The sequence below is a fragment of the Pseudoalteromonas sp. GW168-MNA-CIBAN-0100 genome (genome assembly GCF_040309225.1).
Lineage (GTDB): Bacteria > Pseudomonadota > Gammaproteobacteria > Enterobacterales > Alteromonadaceae > Pseudoalteromonas > Pseudoalteromonas arctica.
On record NZ_JBEOOL010000007.1, the window covers coordinates 136,468 to 157,333 of the forward strand.

The window sequence follows — 20,866 nt, forward strand, 5'->3', positions numbered from 1 at the left end:
TATAGAGGAATCAAGATGTCAGAAATCGTAAAAGTAATCGGTCGCGAAATTATGGACTCGCGTGGTAACCCAACTGTTGAAGCAGACGTACATTTAGCAGATGGCTCTTGGGGTCGTGCAGCAGCACCTTCAGGCGCATCTACTGGTACTCGTGAAGCATTAGAGTTACGCGACGGTGATAAATCACGTTACTTAGGTAAAGGTGTATTAAAAGCAGTTGGTTATATCAATAACGAAATTGCTGATGCTTTAAAAGGCCAAAGTGCATTAGATCAAAGCGCTGTAGATAAAGTGATGCTAGATTTAGACGGTACCGAAAATAAAGAAAAATTAGGTGCAAACGCAATCTTAGCTGTATCACTAGCAACCGCGAAAGCAGCTGCACAGTCTAAAAAAGTTGAGCTTTATGAACATATAGCTGACTTAAACGGCACGCCAGGTGTTTACTCTATGCCACTTCCAATGATGAACATCATCAATGGTGGTGAACATGCAGATAACTCTGTAGATATTCAAGAATTCATGATCCAACCTGTTGGTGCTAAAAACTTCCGCGAAGGCCTACGTATGGGTGCTGAAGTATTCCATAGCCTTGCTAAAGTACTTAAAGCTGATGGTCATTCAACAGCGGTTGGCGATGAAGGTGGTTTTGCACCAAACCTTGCATCTAACGAAGCGGCTCTTGCTGCAATTAAAGTAGCTGTTGCAAACGCAGGTTACGAGCTAGGTAAAGATATTACTTTAGCGATGGATTGTGCTGCATCTGAGTTCTACGACAAAGAAGCAAATATCTACGACCTTAAGGGTGAAGGCAAAAAATTCACTTCTGAAGAATTTAACTTCTTCTTACAAGATCTTACTAATCAGTACCCAATCGTTTCTATTGAAGATGGTCTTGATGAGTCTGATTGGGATGGCTTTGCACATCAAACTAAACTAATGGGTGATAAAATCCAATTAGTAGGTGATGATTTATTTGTAACAAATACTAAGATTTTAAAACGTGGTATCGACAACGGTATTGCTAACTCAATCTTAATTAAGTTTAACCAAATCGGTTCTTTAACTGAAACTTTAGCTGCAATCAAAATGGCTAAAGACGCTGGTTTTACTGTTGTTATTTCTCACCGTTCTGGTGAAACTGAAGATTCAACAATTGCTGATTTAGCTGTTGGTACTGCTGCAGGTCAAATTAAAACAGGTTCATTGAGCCGTTCTGACCGTGTTGCAAAGTACAACCAATTGCTACGTATTGAAGAGCAATTAGGTGATAAAGCACCGTACAACGGTCTTAAAGAAGTTAAAGGTCAGTAATTCTATTTTATATAGAATCTAATTTTTAATTTTAGATGATAAAATCCTCGCACAAGCGGGGGTTTTTTATGCCTGATACTTTTATTCAAAGAGATGAGAATAAGTTGTAGCGTTAAGCTGCTGGCGCGCGCACGCAGTGCGAAAAGAGGGTACCACAAAAATGGCTCAACAATTAATATTTTATAACACAGTTAAAGCTGAAACTGCTGTTTTAAAATATCACCTGTAAAACTGGTTTTTAAGTAAAAGCCACGGGGTAGGGTTTTAATTATTTGCCCATTTGGACCAATAGCATCAGTCACTATTTTACTATGAGCAGCTTTAGGGCGTATTTGCATCGCATCGCCTAAATGGCCTGATATTTCGTCGACTCTACCTAGTGCAATTAGCTCCATTTGCTCTTCCCAGTCGCGTTGTAATAAAGCGTCTTGTTCAGGTGAGGGTTGCCATAAAAAGCCGCTGCCGATGGTTCTATCAAACGGCGCAATATCACGTTCGCTTAAAATTGGCAGCCATAAAACATGATTTAGTTTTTTACGTACAGAGCTGGTATGCCACGTCATTCCTGTAACGTTCATTAAAGGTGTAACCGATACAAACGTAGTTTCCAGTGGCCTACCTTTATAGGAAATAGGGAGTGTTTTTAGCTCAATTCCTAAATCTTCAAAATCCGGAAGTGGTTTTGAGCCCGCAGTAGCACCTAGTACGTATTCAATTGACTGACCAGTCCAACCTTTTTCGCGCAGTAAATCATCTGGCGTTTTAAAATTATACTTGTTAGCAAGCTGCCCTAGAGTTAATCCGGCAATATTATTAACGCGTTGCATTAAATCGTTAATTGAGTGTGGTTTTGTAGGTCGCATGTCATGCCAATTTTATTAAAATATGAATATTATAGAGGTTTAATAACTCACTAACTACGTTGAAATTACTTATGCGGAGAAACTGCATATGATAGTTTTTTGTTATTGAGCTACTTTTTATTGCGATTATAAATATCAATTCAACGTAATCAGTATTCTTAATTTCGGTTGTATAAATATCATAGCCATGATAGCAAATAGGCTAAGCCTTGGATATCTCTAGAGTTGTGTGTTTTTTGCTCGCTTGTTGTTTGTGTTAATTTTGAACATATTGAAATTAAGCTGCTTTACTTTAAGTTACTGACTCAGTTGGTTTTTTTAATGTTGTACATTCAGTTTTGATTAAGCAATTTAAAAGTTGTAAGGATAAATACAACTATATGAACATGTTTATCCACAGAATCTGTGGAGAAGCCAAGTTTTTAGATCTAATATTGTGGATTTGTTTGCAAAATGAGCGTGTTTTACAAAAGTTATGCACAAACTGTGAGTAACTAGAGGAAAACAAGAACCGCAATAGCTTTGCTGAGTTATTTTCTAAATATTTACCTATTCCCTATTAATTTATCAACATACTAAAAGCTCAAACTTAGCTCACTAATTGGCTTGGGTATAATAGTATTTGCCGTATTGCGGCTAATGTGGAACAATCATTAAAAATCGACTTACAAATGAGGCACTAAGGTGATTGATGCCGAAGGTTTTCGTGCCAATGTCGGAATTGTGATTTGCAATAATCAGGGACAGGTTTTTTGGGCCAGACGTTATGGTCAACACTCTTGGCAATTTCCCCAAGGTGGTGTTGATGATGGCGAAACTGCAGAACAAACCATGTACCGTGAATTACACGAAGAAGTAGGGTTGCGACCAGAAGATGTAGAAATAGTCGCAAGCTCAAAACATTGGTTACGCTATAAATTACCCAAACGATTAATCCGCCGAGACTCTAGTCCGGTGTGTATTGGGCAAAAACAAAAATGGTTTTTACTAAAATTACGCTGTAAAGACGAAGATGTAAATTTACTTAAAACCCATCATCCTGAATTTGATGATTGGCGCTGGGTAAGTTATTGGTATCCTGTAAGACAGGTTGTATCGTTTAAACGGGATGTTTATCGACGTGTAATGAAAGAGTTTGCTCCTTTCGCCATGCCTTTTAATAAGAGAGAACAACATAAAGATCATTGGCGAAGTAAAAGGTAGTTAACTAGGTAACCTGAACTCTGGATAATAAATCTATCTCGAGCAGCTATTTTCAGCGCTAACTACGTTGAATTTACTTGCAATAGGCCAGCTATTGACGCGTAAGTTCGCCTTGTTTTCACTGAAAATCTCTGGCTAGAGAAAATAAAGTTAAATATCACCATGATTCAATATGTTAGTAAATCTCTTAACCAGAGTTCAGGTTAAGTATAAAATAAAGGAGCAGGACATGCTGGCTACACTGAGATCTATTGCGGAGTCTGTATCGCGACAAGCGAATTTAGACAGCGCATTAGTGTGCTTTGTGCAAATGGTTAAAGATGCCATGAAAACCCAGTGCTGCTCCATTTATTTTGCAGATTACAGCCAGGACAATTTTGTACTTATGGCAACCGAAGGGCTAAATCCCGATGCGGTAGGTAAGTTTAGAATTGGTTTTACCGAAGGTTTAGTTGGCCTAGTAGCGCAACGCGAAGAACCTATTAATATTGCATTTGCTAAATCGCATCCTCGTTTTAAGCTCTCCCCCGAAGTAAACGAAGAAGGCTACAACGCTTTTTTATCTGTACCCGTTGTTCATCAAAAAAAAGTACTGGGCGTTATTGTTGTCCAACAAAAAATGGCACGTGTATTTAGCCAAGACGAAGAGTCGTTTTTAATAACGCTTTCTGCTCAACTTGCATCACAGTTAGCGCATGCTGAAATTAAAGAAATACTACGCCAAGATGAGTCATCTCATCAAACGTCTGTTTTAAAAGGTGTATCGAGCGCGCCAGGAATAGGTATAGGACAAGCATTTGTTGTATTACCAAAACTTGATTTTAAATCTATTGAGCTTTTAAAAGACAGTGACGTCACTGAGCAGCGTCGTTTGTTTACTCAAGCTGTAGCTGCAACGCGCAAAGAATTTAATACCCTATCGATGACGCTAAGCGATTCTATTCCGCACGAAGCTCTTGCGGTATTTGATGTGTATCAACAACTGCTTGATGCTAAAAGTTTAGGGCATAATGTTGAAATGCAATTACAAGAAGGCTGGTGTGCTAAAAGCGCCCTAAAAATTGTAATAGAGCGTTTAATATCTCAATTTAATGCCATGCAAGACCCTTATATAAAAGAGCGTGCTGTTGACGTTAAAGACATTGGTCTTCGCGTATTACACCACCTTGTAAATACCGAGCACGCTGTTAAAAATTATCCGGCCAACACTATTTTAATTGCTAATACCTTAACACCCGCCATGCTTGCTGAAGTGCCAAAAGGTCATTTAACAGGCGTTGTAAGCGTAAATGGCTCTGCAAATAGCCATGCTTCTATATTAACGCGTGCGATGGGCATTCCTGCTATTTGGGGTATAGAGGATTTACCTCTACTGCAGTTTAATGGCAAACCGATGATTTTAGATGCATTTGCTGGGCGTTTATATATATCGCCTTCGCAAATGTTGATGGACGAATACACAGAGTTACAGCATCAAGATAACCTACTAAATAACCGCTTTTTAGCTGAGCAAGACTCAGAATCAATTACGCTTGACGGTGAACATGTTAGCTTATTATTAAACGCAGGCCTTGAGCTTAATACCGAGCAAAGTAGCGCGCATATTTGTGACGGTGTGGGGCTTTATCGAACCGAAGCGTGGTTTATGCAAAAGGGTCAGTTTCCTTCGCAATCAGAGCAAGAAAATTGGTACCGAGAAGTACTAACTAGCTACCATCCAAATCCTGTGGTTATGCGTACATTGGATATTGGGGGCGATAAGGTACTTGATTACTTTAATATTACCGAAGAAAACCCATTTTTAGGTTGGCGTGGTATTCGTATTAGCCTTGATCATCCAGAGTTATTTTTAGATCAACTAAAAGCGATGCTTAAAGCAAATATTGGTTTGGGTAATTTAAAAATAATGCTCCCTATGATCAGTGGCACTGAAGAAGTTGATGAGTCACTTGCGTTATTTGAACAGGCTTATTTTGAGTTAAGTGAAAAATACCCAGAGCAAACCATAGAAAGACCCGACATAGGAATAATGCTGGAAGTACCTTCAAGTGTATTTATGCTTCCAGAGTGGTCAAAAAAAGTCGATTTTTGCTCAGTAGGCAGTAACGATTTAACACAGTATTTATTAGCAGTAGACAGGGCTAATGCACGTGTAGCCGAACTTTTTAACCCTTATCACCCAGGTGTACTAAGAGTACTAAATAAAGTGGCGCACGAATGTGAGCAATATGAACTGCCATTTAGTTTGTGTGGTGAACTAGGCGGCGATCCTGAAGGAGCTATTTTACTTATTGCCATGGGTTACAGACGCCTGAGTATGAATTTATCATCGCTTAATAAAGTGAAGTGGGTACTTAGGCGTTTAAATGTCAGTGACATGGAACAACTACTAAGTGAATGTTTAGCGCAATCCACAGCCAAACAAGTACTACGTTTAACGCGAAGCTTTATGCTAGAGCATAAATTAGGTGATTTGTTTTACACCCCAAAATAAGCTTGTACACCTAATTAATTGCAATACACAGATGCTATTAGTTTTATAATCCTTTAATATATAAACCTTAAAAGGGTATTTGAGATTACTATGTATGACTTAGGTTTGTTAGTCGCAAGCTGCGCACTACTAGGCTGTATTGTTGGGTTTTTAGCTGGGTTACTAGGCATTGGCGGCGGTTTAATTATCGTTCCAGTACTAACCACTCTGCTACTCTCATTTAATGTAACGTCGGCTGATCATGTATTAGTAATTGCTATTGCAACCTCACTCGCTTCTATTTTATTTACTTCAACGTCTTCAGCGCTGGCTCATCATAAAAATGATAATGTGCCTTGGGCAATCGCCCCGTGGGTTATGTCGGGTGTGGCTTTAGGTGCACTTATTAGTGGCTTTGCAGCAAGTTTAATCCCTGAACAAATATTACGTACAGTGTTTGCTATAAGTGTTGTATTTATTGCAGCAAGAATGGTGCTCTCCGCGCGTAATAAACCGATGTCAGAAAAACCGTTGCCGGCTGGTCCTATTTTAGGGGGCGTTTCTGCAATAATGGGCGGGTTATCAGGTTTAATAGGGATTGGCGGCGGAGCTTTAATAGTACCGATGCTTAATTATTTTTCGGTTGATATAAAAAAAGCAATTGGCTGCGCGGCAGCGTGCGGAATTGTTATTGCATTATTTGGCTCGATTGGTTACATCAGCGCAGGCTGGCATGTTACCGATTTAGAGCGTGGTTTTGCCGGGTTTGTTTATTTACCTGCATTATTTGGGATTGTTATTACCTCGTGGTTTGTTGCGCCCATTGGCGCCAAAGCAACTCACTATTTACCTGTTAATACAATTAAGAAAGTTTTCGCGGTGCTGCTTGTAGTTATCGCAATTAAAATGGTTTTTAGCTAAAGGTTTATTTTTTATGGCACTTGAGTTTCCTCAAATTGATCCAATTATTTTTTCTGTTGGACCGCTAAGCGTACGTTGGTATGGCTTAATGTACTTAATAGGTTTTGCATTTGCGATGTGGTTTGCTAATCGTCAAGCGTCAAAGCCAAATTCGGGTTGGACTAAAGACCAAGTAAGCGATTTACTGTTTTACGGCATGCTAGGGGTAATACTAGGTGGGCGTATTGGCTACGTATTGTTTTACCAGTTTAGTTATTTTATAGAAAACCCACTGTATTTATTTAGGATAGATCAGGGCGGTATGTCGTTCCATGGTGGAACACTTGGCGTTATAACCGCCGTTGCAATTTTTTCGTGGACGCGTAAAAAGTCACTGCTTCAAGTAGGCGACTTTGTTGCACCACTGGTTCCTGTAGGGCTTTTAGCTGGACGTATTGGTAACTTTATAAACGGTGAGTTATGGGGCCGAGTTACCGATGTGCCATGGGCAATGGTATTTCCAACGGGCGGTCCGCTTGCGCGTCACCCATCGCAGTTATACGAAGCATTTTTTGAAGGCTTAGTGCTGTTTTTAATCCTGCAATGGTTTATTAAAAAACCACGTCCAGCAGGCAGCGTAGCCGGTGTATTTTTATTAGGTTACGGCGTGTTTAGATTCTGTATTGAATATTTCCGCCAACCCGATGCACAACTAGGTTTATTTGCCGACTTTATTTCAATGGGACAAATACTTTCACTTCCTATGATAGTGGGTGGTTTAGGTTTATTAATTTGGGCATATAAGCAACCACAACACGTTAAAACAGCTAAGGCATAATAAGAAAAGCATGAAACAATATTTAAAATTATGTCAGCGTATTGTTGACGAAGGTCAGTGGGTCGAAAACAAACGTACAGGTACGCGTTGTTTAACCGTTATTAATGCCGATTTAGAATACGATGTGGCTAATAATAAGTTTCCGATGATCACGACGCGCAAAAGTTACTACAAAGCAGCGATTGCTGAGTTACTAGGATATTTACGTGGTTACGACAGCGCTGAGCAGTTTCGTGAGATTGGCTGTAAAACGTGGGATGCTAACGCAAATGATAACAATGCATGGCTTAATAATCCTCACCGTAAAGGCGAGGATGACATGGGGCGTGTTTATGGCGTACAAGGCCGTGGTTGGCAACGTCCAGATGGCTCAACGCTTGATCAGCTTTCCAAAGTTATTGATAACTTAAAAAATGGCATTGATGACCGTGGTGAAATAATCACGTTTTATAATCCAGGTGAGTTTGAGCTTGGTTGTTTGCGCCCGTGTATGCATACGCACACTTTTTCACTACTTGGCGATACGCTATACTTAACGTCATACCAGCGAAGCTGTGATGTACCGCTTGGCCTTAATTTCAATCAAATTCAGTGTTTTGTGTTGCTTGCGTTAGTGGCTCAAATTACCGGCCACAAAGCTGGTAAGGCGTATCATAAAATTGCTAATGCACATATTTACGAAAACCAACTTGAACTGATGCGAGACGTGCAGTTAACGCGTGAGCCATTTGCGTCACCTCAGTTAAAAATTAATCCAAAAATTACATCATTAGAAGACATAGAAACGTGGGTAACACGAGACGACTTTGAAGTAACAGGCTATCAATGCCATGAAGCGATTCAATATCCATTTTCAGTATAATAAAAGATTAAGGAAAACATAAAATGAAAGCAGTGATCCCAGTAGCGGGCCTTGGTACTCGTATGTTACCAGCCACTAAAGCAATTCCTAAAGAAATGCTTCCAGTGGTAGACCGTCCTTTAATTCAATATGTAGTAAACGAAGCCGTTGCTGCAGGAATTAAAGAAATAGTGTTAGTAACGCACTCAAGTAAAAATTCAATCGAAAATCACTTCGATACAAGTTTTGAACTAGAAGCTACTTTAGAAAAGCGTGTTAAGCGGCAACTACTTGCCGAAGTGCAAGCAATCTGCCCTAAAGACGTAACCATTATTCACGTACGCCAAGGTGAAGCAAAAGGCTTAGGCCATGCTATTAGTTGTGCAGCGCCTATTATTGGTAACGAACCGTTTGTAGTTATTTTACCAGATGTAATTATTGATGATGTAGAGAGCGATCTTAAAAAAGATAACTTAGCAGAAATGATCGCTAATTTTGAGAAAACTAAGCACAGCCAAATTATGGTAGAACCAGTACCAATGGCACAAGTGAACCAGTTTGGTGTGGTTGATTTAGGTGATGTTGACTTAAAGCAAGGTGAAAGCTCGCCAATTCTTAATATGGTAGAAAAGCCGCCAGTAGATGAAGCTCCATCAAACTTAGCTGTAGTGGGTCGATACGTATTAAGCGAAAATATCTGGCCGTTACTTGCAAAAACTCCGCAAGGTGCAGGCGACGAAATTCAATTAACTGACGCAATTGCGATGTTAATGGAACACGAAAAAGTAGATGCATACGCTATAAAAGGCCGTAGCCACGATTGTGGAAGTAAAATTGGTTACTTAAAAGCAACGATTGAATTTGCACTTCGTCGCGATGAATTTGCCGATGAATTAAAATCATTTATTAAAAAATTGATTTAACAGTTAACGTAAAACATGAAAGGCGCCTATATCGGCGCCTTTTTTTATGAGTTTTATCAGGATCAAAATTAGAAAAGGAATAGCTCTAAAATAAAAGTTTTTAAGTCATTACAGACATATTGTTATTTATGTTGTAAAGTTTGTGTTAATTGGCATTGAATTTGTATTAAATAATGCTCTCAAGGAAGGGATGGAGTATGCAACGTTGTGTTTTACGAAACACTGACAAGCATGCGAAGAGCTAGTTTTATGGCTCACAGCTTAAATAAAGTTAAACGCTTTCTTGTGAGAATGTTTAACTGAAATGTAGTGTAAAAACACTGCTTTCAGGACAACTAATACATGTTTATATATAAAAAAAATAACATTGGGCTTTTACTTAGCTTGCTAATGCTTTTATTTGGTACAGCATGCAGCGTCTCGCCTGAAATAAAAACCATTGATGAACAACCTCAAAGTAACTCGCCTGACTACGTATCAATTACAGCCCTTGAACTTGCTCAGCTAAAAGATGCCGCAATGCAGTGGCAACAAGCTCGTGAAGGCATAGAGCGAATTTTAAGATTAGAAAAAGAAATAACTTACCTCGTAAATCATATTGATATTATAAACAGCAAAGCTATTGCGCAGTCTAATCAAGGGTACAGCAGTAAGTCTGTACGCTCACCACGAAACACACGTAATGTTAAGTCACGCCAACAAGCTAAACAAAACTACAGTGATAAAAAACAAACTGTAAAATTAAATACACCTAAACATGTATTTGCTTTGCAAGTAGCTTCGGTTGACTCAGAGCAAGGTGTGGCTAAAGCATGGCAAGAGCTAAATGCTAAAGCAGCGCCGTTGTTTAGAGACAAAATATTGACTAACGTAGAAACCGCCAAAATAAACGACAAAATGTTTTACAGGCTGAAACTTGGCTCTTACCAAAACTTTAAAAATGCAAAAGCAGACTGTGACGTATTCAAACTGTACAAACTCGATTGCATAGTAAGTAACTACACTGATAAGCCAGTAAAGCTTTAGCGCACAGCATGTAATATCAATCTACAATAATACCTAATCAATTTGAAGGATTAGACCTGACGCTAACTTCGCTAATAATTTTTGATATACGACGGCATGTATGCCGGAGTTAGAGCAATGCAGCAACAATTAGTGATACCAACTAAATGATGAAATTTTGCCTTGTTATCGATATGGCTTTTCTTACCTCAAAATAGACTACTTAATTAAAAAAGTTGCTATAAAGTGGCGCAAAATTTGCTTTGATTTATTATCTTGGTTAGTAGAGTGCATTTTGCAATGCGGTATTTTAAGTCTTGTCATTTAATATCAGTTTTATTCTTATCTTTTTATTTATATGGATGTAGCAGCGCAACTGTAAATAACGAGAGCGTGCAGCATTCTTTAATTACTGATAAACAAGTAAAAGAGTATGTTTCGCAGTGGCACTTACAGCAAGAAAGCATTGGTCGTTTAACTGCTATGGAAGATGATTTACAGCTGTTAATTATGGCGTTATCGTCTCGAAGTGAATTAACTGAAAACCCTCCTTTACTCATGCAAAATAAAACCGATATCACCTATGGTAATCAGCCTTCACAGAATTTGGAACCGACGGCACTAAATAACACTCCCGAAGTAAAAACACCAAACTTACAAAATTCAGAACTCACCTTAACAGATGAAACTAAAATTGGAGCACAGCTTGGTTGGTATTTAAAGCCAGAGCTTGTTAAAGCAAGAGTCGAAAGGCTTAAGCAATTATACCCCAGTGCATTTACTCAATTTAATTTTACTATGTTTGAACGTAAAAATAATAATATGACTTTGTATGGATTACGTGTAGGTCCATTTAAAAACGATGCTCAAGTAAGTGCGTTTTGTTATTTAGCTAATCAGCTTGATCAAGTCTGTAATATTGCTGCTTTTGTCGGAAAACCAATATAATTAATAAATTAGGCTTTTTAAACTTATATAGTATTAAAGTATTTGTACTAATAGTCGATACTAACTATAGTTGGGCAAATATTTGATAAAGCCCATTTTCTTATAAGGATTTAGCATGAAGTTTTATTTATCTGCATTAGCTGTAGCCACCGTGGTCAGCTCGTTTAGCACTTATGCTGCTACAGAGTCATTTGAAGCGAAAGTAACAGTACAAAATGCTGTAATACTCACAAAAGATAACGATTTAAATTTTGGTACTATTCGTGCTATTTCAGATCCATTAGGCGCCGAACAAGCAACGCTGACAGTTAATCCTGATCCAGCTGCGAGCCCTGTTACTTCACAAGATAATCCAACTGGTAACGCTGCGAGTATCTCAATAATTGAAGGTGGTGAAGCGGGTGCTTTTAGTGTGTCAGATGTAGTACCAAACTCTATTTTAACCATTAGCGACCCAGTAAATACTTTAATACTACCCTTAGCTGGCCAAGGCTTAAATGAACCTGATTTTACTGTAGATGCTTGGACTTACTTTATAACGAGCGGAACAAATGCAGGAGCGCTTTATACGCAGGGTACTCCTAACCTACAAGCTGGTGCTGATGGCGCTGTATCATTTAATATAGGCGCGACTCTTTCTACTTCATCAAACGCATCAAGTGTGGATTACCCTGATGGTGAGTATTCTGGTAGCTTTAATATTGAAGTGTCATATTAATTAGTGTTTAAACAAACAATGCGTTTTTTGTATGCTTCTGCTTGGCTTTCGTTAATGTTTAGCGAGCAAGCCTATAGCGCAAGCATACAACAAGAAGCGCTTAATTTTGGCACTTTAGTTATCCCTCAAAATAATACTTTAAGCTCTATCACGATTAACCACGATGGTGAAATAACCACATTTGGTAGTATTTACGTATTAACTGAGGGGAATCCCGCAGAACTTTTATTTACCGATTTACCTCCGCTTACTCAAATATCGTTTAACAAAATGAGTGACTCTACATTGCAAAGTGAAGTACTTGGAGCTAATAGTGCCAAGTTTTCGGTTGTATTAGTGGATTTACCAAGAACGCAAACTAGCGATGAATTTGGAGAGCTTTTACTCAAAGTAGGTGGCCGTTTAATAACGACAGGGACTAGCCAAAGTTACTTAGATGGTAGTTTTATTACTGACACCCAATTAGAAATTACGATTGATTACTAAAGGAAAAACATGTTTTATAAAGTTGTAGTGCTGCTCGCACTGAGTGTATGTATTTTAGGAAAAAATGCATACGCAAATTTACTTATCTCTCCAACCCGTATTAGTTTTGATGAACGTCAACGAACCGCTAAAGTTACCGTAATTAATACGGGTGATGAATATCAAACATATCGTGTTTTATGGAGTGAGAAGCAAGCGCAACCTAGCGGTGGCTACATACAGTTGGCAGAGGCTACAAGCGAAAGTTTAAGTTCAATGGCACGTTTGTCACCAAAACAAATGCGTTTAGCACCTGGTGAAAAACAAACAGTAAAAATAGCAATACGTAAACCTAAAAGCCTAGCTTCTGGTGAGTACCGCTCTCATCTTCTATTTCAAGCATTGCCTGGTGAAAATACTAATAAAACAAGCTCAATAAAAGTTAATATGATTATGAGCTACAGCATTCCTATTTTGTTACGTAAAGACATGAAACAGCCAGAAGTTGCCATAGAGCAAGCTAAGCTAGTGCTAAATGAAAGCAATCAACGTCCTCAGTTTTTATTGAATATAAAACGAGAAGGTAAGTTTAGTAGCTACGGTAAATTAAGTGCTTACTTTGTTGATAGTAATAACGAGCAAGTTAAAATTGCAGAAATTGGTAATTTAAGTATTTATCCAGAAGTAGATAATGCGTTTGTAACCCTTAGTTTATTTAGTGACAAAAATTTAGATAAAGCAGGAAAAGTCATTTTTAAATATGAAGGTAGTCAAGAATATAAAGACCTTACATTTGCACAATACACTCTGCCTTTAACTTCACAATCACTTAATGTTTTAACTGTGAATGACGCTAAATAATTTATTGTATGCACTATTACTAAGCATAAGTAGTTTGCTTAGTAATAGTGTAATAGCTAATCCCAATTCTTCCGTGGGGGATGCTTTAACAACACTACGCGCAATTGAACTAAAGCTAACTAAGCCCGTTGAAGTAATTGATTATAAAAACAAAGAAAATCAGCAACAGCGAATCGCCACAGGCGAGTTATTAATACTTTCGCTTTATTTAAACTCATACTACTTAGGTGAAGTTGCAGCAATTAAAAGCGAGCAAAGTGTACAAGTTAGTTTAAGCGACTTATTTGATATTCTACAATTTGCAATGAATGTTGATGCTAGCAATCGAATTGCTCAAGGTGTTGGAGCAAATCAACAACCTCTTTTTCTAAATGCAGCGGTTACACCCGCTGTATTTACTAGTCCTACACAGAGCTACTTATTAGCAAAAAATCAAATTACCATTGAAGATGATATTTATGTAGATATTCAAAGTTTACATAATGCTTTAAATCTAGAGTTTAATATTGATTACCCAGATTTAGAATTACTTATAAGCTCAGAGAGCCCCTTACCGGTTGAACAACAAAGATACAGACAGTCGCGCAACCTTAAATCACCTAACAAAAGATCGCCACCTACGCTGCCATGGAAAGCTAGCCCATATAAAGCGCTATCTTCTCCGGTTGCCGACTTACAACTAAATTTTACCGCGAGCGATGATAGACATTCTACGAACTATTCACTTTTAGGCACTCAAGACTTTGCGTATTTATCTGCAGAGTATTTTTTGTCTGGACGAAGTACTGACTTACTTACCAACTCTAGGTTAACGTTTACAAAGCAAAACTTAGACAAAGAAATAAAAAACAGCTTCATGCCTACTGAAATATCTTTTGGTGATGTTATCGCCACGCAAGTGGGTAATAGCTACAGTAGTCAGTATGCCCGAGGTGTTAAAGTTTCTAATAATGTAACCAATAGAAAAATAGTCAATAATCAAGTTAACTTAAGCGGTGCTATACAGCCAGGTTGGGATGTAGAGCTGTATCGTAATGAAATATTAATAGACCAGCAGCTTAGCCTCGCAGATGGGCGTTATATTTTTGATAATATAAACCTATTATTTGGAGCTAATAATTTTGAGCTTATTTTTTATGGGCCTCAAGGTCAAGTTGAGCGTAAAAGTGATTATTACTTTGTGGACGGAAATCAACTTAAGCAGGGACAAGGTCACTATGAATTGTCGGTTACTGAACAAGGTAAGCAGTTACTAAATAACAATGTTTCAAGCTCGCAGGGGCAGGGTTGGCAAATTGCGGGTAGATATGAGCAAGGGCTTACAGATAATATATCTGTATACACTGCTACATCAGGTCAAAAAAATACAGATGACGATCTACTTAAGTATGCATTTGGTACCAACATAAGCTTATTTGACCGATTATTATTAAATGCGAATGTTGAAAAAAATAATAACAATGAACAAGAATTTGAATTTACAGCCCGAACTCAAATTGCCGAACAATCACTACTTTTTAGCGCTACAAATCGTACCGACGAACAGCAGCAAGATTTTAACAGCTACCAAATAAATTTAGCTGGTGGGCTAATGAATAATACCTATGGACGCCTTTCTTATCAAAATAACGTCCTATATGACGATAGTGATATTAGAGGGCGTTTTAAACAAGTACGCAACCAGTTCAACTACTCATATTCAGGATTTGCACTAAGTAACCAATTGCTGTGGCAACAAGACGATAGCTCTAAGAGTACTTTTGGAACAACACGTTTTCAAAAGCGCTTTGGGAGAACCTACACAAGGTTTGGTATAGATTATAGTATATCGCCAGTAAGTGAGCTTGTTAGTTACGAGGCTGAGTTTAGCCGCAACTTGGGCCGAGATTTACAAGCGGAACTTACTTTAACTGATTCACTTCGTAATAATATCCAATCGGCCGAATTAGGGCTCAATTGGCAAAGCGACAAGTTTAGTTTAACGAGTAACTTAAACTACAACAGTAACGATGATTGGCGGCTCGGTATTTATAGCCGTTTTAGCTTAGGTTTTGATGTTGAACACAATACATATTTTGTCTCTAAGCGCAGCTTAACTAACACGGGTAGCTTAATGTTACGCGTATTCTTAGATCAAAATAATAACGGTATTATGGATGATGATGAGCACGGCGTTGCCGGCGTAAAAGTAAAAGGCGTTCACAATTATCGTCAAGCAATTACAGACGAACATGGCGTTGCGCTATTAACTTCAATGCCAGCAAATCGTACAACAGATATAATACTTGATAGAAATAGTTTTGAAGATCCGTTTTTAATACCAGCTAACGAGGGTTTTTCTATTACCCCAAGGGCTGGTTTTGTAGAGTATATGGACTTCGCATTAAATAATGCAAGTGAAGTGGAGGGAGTTGTTTATCAACAAAAAGGTGATACAACACAGATCCAACCCTTTGCAAATATAGCGCTGTTGAATGAGAAAGGGGATCAAGTTGCACAAACTCAAGCAGCATATGATGGCTATTATTTATTTACAGACCTTAAACCGGGGCAGTATAAAGCAGTAATTGATGATGAATATAAACAACGCAAGCAGCTAAAAAACACTCAAAATATAACAGTTAATTTATCGCCTCAAGGAGATGTAGTAATGGGCGTTGATTTAACGTTAAAGGCGCTCAGTGCAACAACTGGAAGCATTGCCAATGCAGGAAGTTTTAGTTCGTTAAATATCTTAAAAATTTATTACCGTTTAATAGCACCACGAATAGAGCAGCAAGAAGCTTTTTATATGCATGATAAAGCTAAAAATAAATTTATTTTAGCCTTAGCGTACGCAACAAACAGTTCGCCAGAGCTTATTTCTGTATGCGACTCAGTAAAAGCGCAAGGATTAAAGTGTGTTGTTGAAACACATAAAATACTCCATTAAAGGAATTAGGATGAAAAGAGTTCAATGTATATTTTTAATCAGTGCAATGTTGCTAAGTTATGGTTGTGCAAATAATAAAGCAATTGATGGAAGTGCTACTCAGACCAACGTAACTGACGAAAAAAGCTACGTAAAAATAACAAAGCAAGAACTTGAAACTTTAAAAATAAGCTCCCAGCAGTGGCAAAATATGAAGCCAGAACTTGCGCGTTTATTACTTATTGAAGAAGACTTAAGCTTACTAATATCGCAACTCAATACAATTGCAAAAGAAAATGAGCAGAAAAACGCACCAGTAATAAAAGCAGAAATCGTTCATACCAACAAAATTAATCGCTCCAATTTACAATTAAAAAAACCAGTTGATCCTAAATTTGCTTTACAAGTGCTTTCAATAACGCAAAAAGAACAACTCTCTTTAGCTTTTAGGCAACTACAAAAAAAGCTTCCTAGCTTACTAGGCGATAACTTTGTGATGAATGTTGAAACAATAAATGTAAAAGGAGTTATGTATAACCGTTTAAAGCTAGGCGCATACATAGACAAAAAAAACGCTATGGCTGACTGTCAAAAATTAAAGAGCCAAAATATAAATTGTTTAGTTAGCTATTACGTAGATCAGCCCTTTATCGCACAATAGTTAAGTCGGCATACAAATTGCTTCATCCTCAGTATGTTTTGAAGAGGATGGCAATTATGCGCCTTTTACTGCCTTTATTATTTTTAAATTTAGCTGCTTGTAACTTGGTGCCGCCGCCAGAACCAAGTGTGCCTACAGATGCACCTAAAGCAGCCATGGCTCCTTTTACGGTTAATGACTATGTAGTTAATTTAACGTCGCAACTTAACCACCTAAACGGAGCATTAAATGCTAATGCACGTGTTGGCGTTAGTAGCTTCTTTTATGCAGATGCACTAGATACAAAATTAGTGACAGGGCAGGCCTCAGGCTTAAGTCAGCAGATCCAAGAAAGTCTGCTTACACAATTTACTCAACTGGGTTATCACACCGTTGAGTACAGACTTGGGAATAACCTCTCTTTATCAGAAAACTCAGACAGTATTTTAAGTCGCGATTTAAGTAAATTACGTAATCGCCAAAATATTGACTTAGTTATCACAGGAACAGTGACTCGTCAGCAGCATGCATACATAGTTAATGCACGGCTTGTGAATATAGAAAATAAACAGGTGCTCTCTGCGGGAAGTACCGAGATCCCAATTAATGTAATGTGGGGCAATGAGAAAATTCAGCAGCGTGACGGACTTTTATACCGAAGCGAATACTAATTTGGAGCACAAAATGAAAAACCTATTAATTACATTATGCTTACCACTGGGCTTTGGTTGCTCTCAAATACTAGGCACAATGAATACAGACACCACAACACCACAAAGTGAGCAAAGCAACCAACTGGTGAGTAACCAACGCGACGTTGCAGCGCCTGTTTCTGACGATAACTTATTTCAGTCAGGAATGGCTCCACAAGATAACTACACAAAAGCAACACCGCCAATGCGCAAAAATATTAACCATTATGTGCGCGGCATAATGCAAGACATGGTTGAAAACTTACAGTATGTAAGTGAACAAACACCGTTAGCTGTTTCGAGTTTTATTTTTTTAGATGAAGACTACAACGATGGTAGCTTACTAGGAAACCAAATTGCAGAAAGCTTCATGCATGAATTACACAGCTTTGGTGTACCCGTTATTGATTTTAAAACAACTGATTATATGCGTGTTACCTCAACAGGCGACTTTGTATTTAGTCGCGACTATTTAGAGCTAAATCAAGATCAAAACTTTAAATATGTACTAGCCGGTACGCTTGTAAACCATCAAGGTGGTGTACTTGTTAATGCACGTATTGTTGGGCTAGAAAGTAAGGCCGTGGTAGGTTCTGCACAAGGGTTTATTCCACAGTCAGTTGTTGATGCGCTTAATAGTAGCTATCGCACTGATGGCATAATGTTAAAACAAGCAAGCAAGTGAGATAATTATGTATAGTAAATTATTTAACCGCTTTATCGTTTTTTTTGCTTTAGCTAATTTAACTGGTTGTGCCTTTACTCAAAATAATGAAAGTGCTGAAATGAATGCATCTTCAACCACACAAGTAAATTATGACTTAGCAAGCATGCTTAAAACAGCCGAGCAAAAATCAACTCAAGATGATGCTAACGGCAATCAATTTACACCACTTCAGCACCATAAAACACTTGCTAACTATGTAGAGCAAATGGCGCTTGATTTGGTTGATACGCTTGAGTTTGAAAGTGATACCAACGCCAATATTAATATTGCCGTTACTACCTTGGTCGATCTTGATTCATCGCTTACTAAAAGTAATCAATTGGGTAATCAAATATCTGAGACGTTAATTCATCAGTTACAAAAGTTTGGTTATGGCGTGGTTGATTTTAAAACAACCCAAACAATAGATGTAAATAGCCGTGGTGATTTTGCTTTTTCGCGCGATATTGAAAAGCTTAGCGAAGAGCAAATGGCGAGCCATGTATTAGCGGGTACATTAATTTATCGCCATGATGCTGTTGTTGTAAATACACGTGTAATTAACGCGCATACAAAAAAAATCGTCGCGAGTAGTCGAAAACTAATCCCAATTTATGTACTAAATAAAGAAGATATATACTTATCAAGCAATTAAGTTCAGTTGTCGCTTGATATAAAAAACCAGATGCCGTTATAATTCACACTTCTAAGCACACAGCTTATTTGTGGCCTCTTAGTTAAATGGATATAACGGCCCCCTCCTAAGGGGCAGTTGCAAGTTCGATTCTTGCAGGGGCTACCAATAAAATCAATGAGTTATATTTTAACCTCCCTCCCTTATACTTTGTGTATATCGTATATGTAGTAGTGTTGCACTTTTTAATTGAAGGCGTTTAAAGCTTCTTGCTCGCATTTTTCACGCTCTGTAATCATGGCTTCAAAGTCAGTTTGAATTTGTGCTAGAACAGTTGGTGGGTTAAGTCGTTTGATTCTTTTAAATTGAATACTTTCTTCTTCATTATAGGCGAGTATTGCTAAAGTAATTTTTTCGCGTTCGATACCATTTGAAAATATTCCTTCGGTATCTAATTGTATGAGCACTTTCTCCATGATTGTAAGCCATTGATGCCAATTATCCATTGCTTCTATATCTGATTGAAACAAATCAATGCTGTTTTCTAGTTTTTGACACTCTAGAGTTGTTTCATCAAAGTATTCGGAATAATCCTCAAGCGTGGGGTAGTCTTCTGGATTCCATTTAGCCATGTAAAAACTACTTACATCATTGCCGTACTCTTCTTCAAATACTTTTTTTAAATCCGATAAGGTATTAAACATTGGAAGTAGTGAGTAGCTACCTGTGTGGTAAAAGCCCATTACATAAAGATCGTTACCGTATTTTTGTATAATGTTTTTAAACGCTTTTTTGGTATCTTGATAAAGTGTTTTTTCGAAGTTTTTAGTATCTAACATGAGGTCATTATTTCTTTTATTATTACAGAAATTTATATGAAAAAGAGATCGATTAAAGCTCACTCTACTAAAATAAAATAACCAGAGCTATTATATGACTCTGGTTATTGTAAGTTAATATTAGCCATCACTTGTAATCGTATCGATTAGCTCACTAAGTACGGCTTCAGATTTACTTGTTTCTACTTGGCAAGTACCTGCATTTAAATGACCACCACCGCCGTATTTAAGGCACAGTTCGCCAACATTGGTGTTTGAGCTGCGGTTAGTGATTGATTTACCAACGGCATAAACTACGTTTTGTTTTTTAAGGCCCCACATTTTATGAATCGAAATATTGCAGTCGGGGTACATTGCATAAATAACAAATCGGTTTGTGGCGTAAATAGTTTCTTCTTGGGTTAAATCAAGAACCACTAAGTTTTTATGAACGGTAGCGCATTGAGAAATTTGCTCTTTGGCTTTTTCGTTATGCTCGTTATATAAAGCAACACGTTCGGCTACGTCTTCCATTTGTAGGATTTCTTCGATGCTCTGATCTTTACACGCATCAATCAGTTTCATCATTAATTGGTAATTTGAAATTTTAAACTCGCGAAAACGGCCAAGTCCAGTTCGCGCATCCATAATAAAGTTCATTAAGACCCAATCGGTTGGGTTTAATATTTCGTCTTTTGAAAACTGAGCAGCATCGCCTTTATCTACCGCGTCCATCATTTCAACAGAAATATTTGGAAGTTTTTCAGCGCCGCCATAATAGTCATAAACTACGCGAGCTGCTGATGGGGCTTCTGGATCAATAATATGATTTTTTATGTCGCTTGAGTTACGAACGGTTTCGCTAAGGTGATGATCAAATGCGATGTGACAGCCTGCAACGTAGGGGAGGTTGGTCGTAATATCGTTTTCGGTAATGTCTATTTTGCCATCTTGCATGTCTTTTGGATGAACAAACAAAATATCGTCAATTAGGTCTAAGTCTTTAAGCAATACGGCACAAACTAAGCCATCAAAATCGCTGCGAGTGACTAGTCTAAATTTATTATTGGGCATAGCTATTCCATCTTTTTAATTGAATTACCAATTAAGTGT

The 20,866-nt window shown here is 37.9% G+C and carries 20 protein-coding genes and 1 tRNA gene; 18 read left to right on the plus strand and 3 right to left on the minus strand.

Going from position 1 to position 20,866, the window contains the following annotated elements:
* Nucleotides 1-15: 15 nt before the first annotated feature.
* Nucleotides 16-1,314, plus strand: coding sequence for a phosphopyruvate hydratase (gene eno, locus AAEY62_RS06185; protein ID WP_024589994.1), 1,299 nt, complete (start codon nucleotides 16-18; stop codon nucleotides 1,312-1,314).
* A gap of 191 nt (nucleotides 1,315-1,505) precedes the next feature.
* Here eno and mutH read toward each other — a convergent pair whose 3' ends face one another.
* Nucleotides 1,506-2,177, minus strand: coding sequence for a DNA mismatch repair endonuclease MutH (gene mutH / locus AAEY62_RS06190; protein ID WP_350634721.1), 672 nt, complete (start codon nucleotides 2,175-2,177; stop codon nucleotides 1,506-1,508).
* 684 nt (nucleotides 2,178-2,861) lie between these two features.
* Here mutH and rppH point away from each other — a divergent pair.
* The 17 genes from rppH (at nucleotide 2,862) to AAEY62_RS06275 (ending at nucleotide 19,103) form a co-directional block, all read left to right on the plus strand.
* Nucleotides 2,862-3,380 (plus strand): RNA pyrophosphohydrolase, encoded by a 519-nt coding sequence (gene rppH, locus AAEY62_RS06195; RefSeq protein ID WP_002958704.1) that lies wholly within the window; start codon nucleotides 2,862-2,864, stop codon nucleotides 3,378-3,380.
* Between the two features lie 229 nt (nucleotides 3,381-3,609).
* Nucleotides 3,610-5,874, plus strand: coding sequence for a phosphoenolpyruvate--protein phosphotransferase (gene ptsP / locus AAEY62_RS06200; protein WP_007583118.1), 2,265 nt, complete (start codon nucleotides 3,610-3,612; stop codon nucleotides 5,872-5,874).
* 90 nt (nucleotides 5,875-5,964) lie between these two features.
* Nucleotides 5,965-6,774: a sulfite exporter TauE/SafE family protein gene (locus AAEY62_RS06205; RefSeq protein ID WP_290293156.1), complete on the plus strand. Its 810-nt coding sequence runs from the start codon at nucleotides 5,965-5,967 to the stop codon at nucleotides 6,772-6,774.
* A 13-nt stretch (nucleotides 6,775-6,787) separates the two neighbouring features.
* Nucleotides 6,788-7,591 (plus strand): prolipoprotein diacylglyceryl transferase, encoded by an 804-nt coding sequence (gene lgt, locus AAEY62_RS06210; protein WP_007583122.1) that lies wholly within the window; start codon nucleotides 6,788-6,790, stop codon nucleotides 7,589-7,591.
* Between the two features lie 10 nt (nucleotides 7,592-7,601).
* Entirely contained in the window at nucleotides 7,602-8,453 is an 852-nt protein-coding gene (locus AAEY62_RS06215; protein ID WP_350634722.1) for a thymidylate synthase, read from the plus strand.
* Between the two features lie 23 nt (nucleotides 8,454-8,476).
* On the plus strand, nucleotides 8,477-9,355 hold the full coding sequence (gene galU / locus AAEY62_RS06220; protein ID WP_007583126.1) for a UTP--glucose-1-phosphate uridylyltransferase GalU: 879 nt from the start codon (nucleotides 8,477-8,479) through the stop codon (nucleotides 9,353-9,355).
* Nucleotides 9,356-9,697: 342 nt separating this feature from the next.
* On the plus strand, nucleotides 9,698-10,381 hold the full coding sequence (locus AAEY62_RS06225; RefSeq protein WP_024589988.1) for an SPOR domain-containing protein: 684 nt from the start codon (nucleotides 9,698-9,700) through the stop codon (nucleotides 10,379-10,381).
* Between the two features lie 372 nt (nucleotides 10,382-10,753).
* A complete protein-coding gene (locus tag AAEY62_RS06230) occupies nucleotides 10,754-11,308 on the plus strand; it encodes an SPOR domain-containing protein (RefSeq protein ID WP_350634723.1) in 555 nt (184 codons plus the stop codon).
* 115 nt (nucleotides 11,309-11,423) lie between these two features.
* The gene (locus tag AAEY62_RS06235) at nucleotides 11,424-12,026 is read left to right on the plus strand and encodes a DUF4402 domain-containing protein (RefSeq protein ID WP_350634724.1); all 603 of its coding nucleotides are present in this window, start codon (nucleotides 11,424-11,426) and stop codon (nucleotides 12,024-12,026) included.
* A 3-nt stretch (nucleotides 12,027-12,029) separates the two neighbouring features.
* Entirely contained in the window at nucleotides 12,030-12,512 is a 483-nt protein-coding gene (locus AAEY62_RS06240; RefSeq protein ID WP_350634725.1) for a DUF4402 domain-containing protein, read from the plus strand.
* Between the two features lie 9 nt (nucleotides 12,513-12,521).
* The gene (locus AAEY62_RS06245) at nucleotides 12,522-13,352 is read left to right on the plus strand and encodes a fimbrial biogenesis chaperone (RefSeq protein ID WP_350634726.1); all 831 of its coding nucleotides are present in this window, start codon (nucleotides 12,522-12,524) and stop codon (nucleotides 13,350-13,352) included.
* 34 nt (nucleotides 13,353-13,386) lie between these two features.
* The gene (locus AAEY62_RS06250; protein ID WP_350634727.1) at nucleotides 13,387-16,284 is read left to right on the plus strand and encodes a hypothetical protein; all 2,898 of its coding nucleotides are present in this window, start codon (nucleotides 13,387-13,389) and stop codon (nucleotides 16,282-16,284) included.
* A gap of 10 nt (nucleotides 16,285-16,294) precedes the next feature.
* Complete coding sequence (locus tag AAEY62_RS06255; protein ID WP_024609028.1) at nucleotides 16,295-16,924, plus strand: SPOR domain-containing protein; 630 nt, start codon at nucleotides 16,295-16,297, stop codon at nucleotides 16,922-16,924.
* A 56-nt stretch (nucleotides 16,925-16,980) separates the two neighbouring features.
* Nucleotides 16,981-17,574, plus strand: a complete 594-nt coding sequence (locus AAEY62_RS06260) for a FlgO family outer membrane protein (protein ID WP_007583140.1) — start codon at nucleotides 16,981-16,983, stop codon at nucleotides 17,572-17,574.
* Nucleotides 17,575-17,587: 13 nt separating this feature from the next.
* Nucleotides 17,588-18,280, plus strand: coding sequence for a FlgO family outer membrane protein (locus AAEY62_RS06265; protein ID WP_007583141.1), 693 nt, complete (start codon nucleotides 17,588-17,590; stop codon nucleotides 18,278-18,280).
* Between the two features lie 7 nt (nucleotides 18,281-18,287).
* Nucleotides 18,288-18,956 (plus strand): FlgO family outer membrane protein, encoded by a 669-nt coding sequence (locus AAEY62_RS06270; protein WP_101163255.1) that lies wholly within the window; start codon nucleotides 18,288-18,290, stop codon nucleotides 18,954-18,956.
* A gap of 72 nt (nucleotides 18,957-19,028) precedes the next feature.
* Nucleotides 19,029-19,103: transfer RNA gene (locus AAEY62_RS06275), tRNA-Arg, on the plus strand.
* 77 nt (nucleotides 19,104-19,180) lie between these two features.
* On the opposite strand, the gene AAEY62_RS06280 is transcribed toward AAEY62_RS06275, so the two are convergent.
* Nucleotides 19,181-19,774 (minus strand): DUF4303 domain-containing protein, encoded by a 594-nt coding sequence (locus tag AAEY62_RS06280; protein WP_350634728.1) that lies wholly within the window; start codon nucleotides 19,772-19,774, stop codon nucleotides 19,181-19,183.
* A gap of 120 nt (nucleotides 19,775-19,894) precedes the next feature.
* The gene (locus AAEY62_RS06285; RefSeq protein WP_024609032.1) at nucleotides 19,895-20,827 is read right to left on the minus strand and encodes a DHH family phosphoesterase; all 933 of its coding nucleotides are present in this window, start codon (nucleotides 20,825-20,827) and stop codon (nucleotides 19,895-19,897) included.
* Nucleotides 20,828-20,866: the final 39 nt, after the last annotated feature.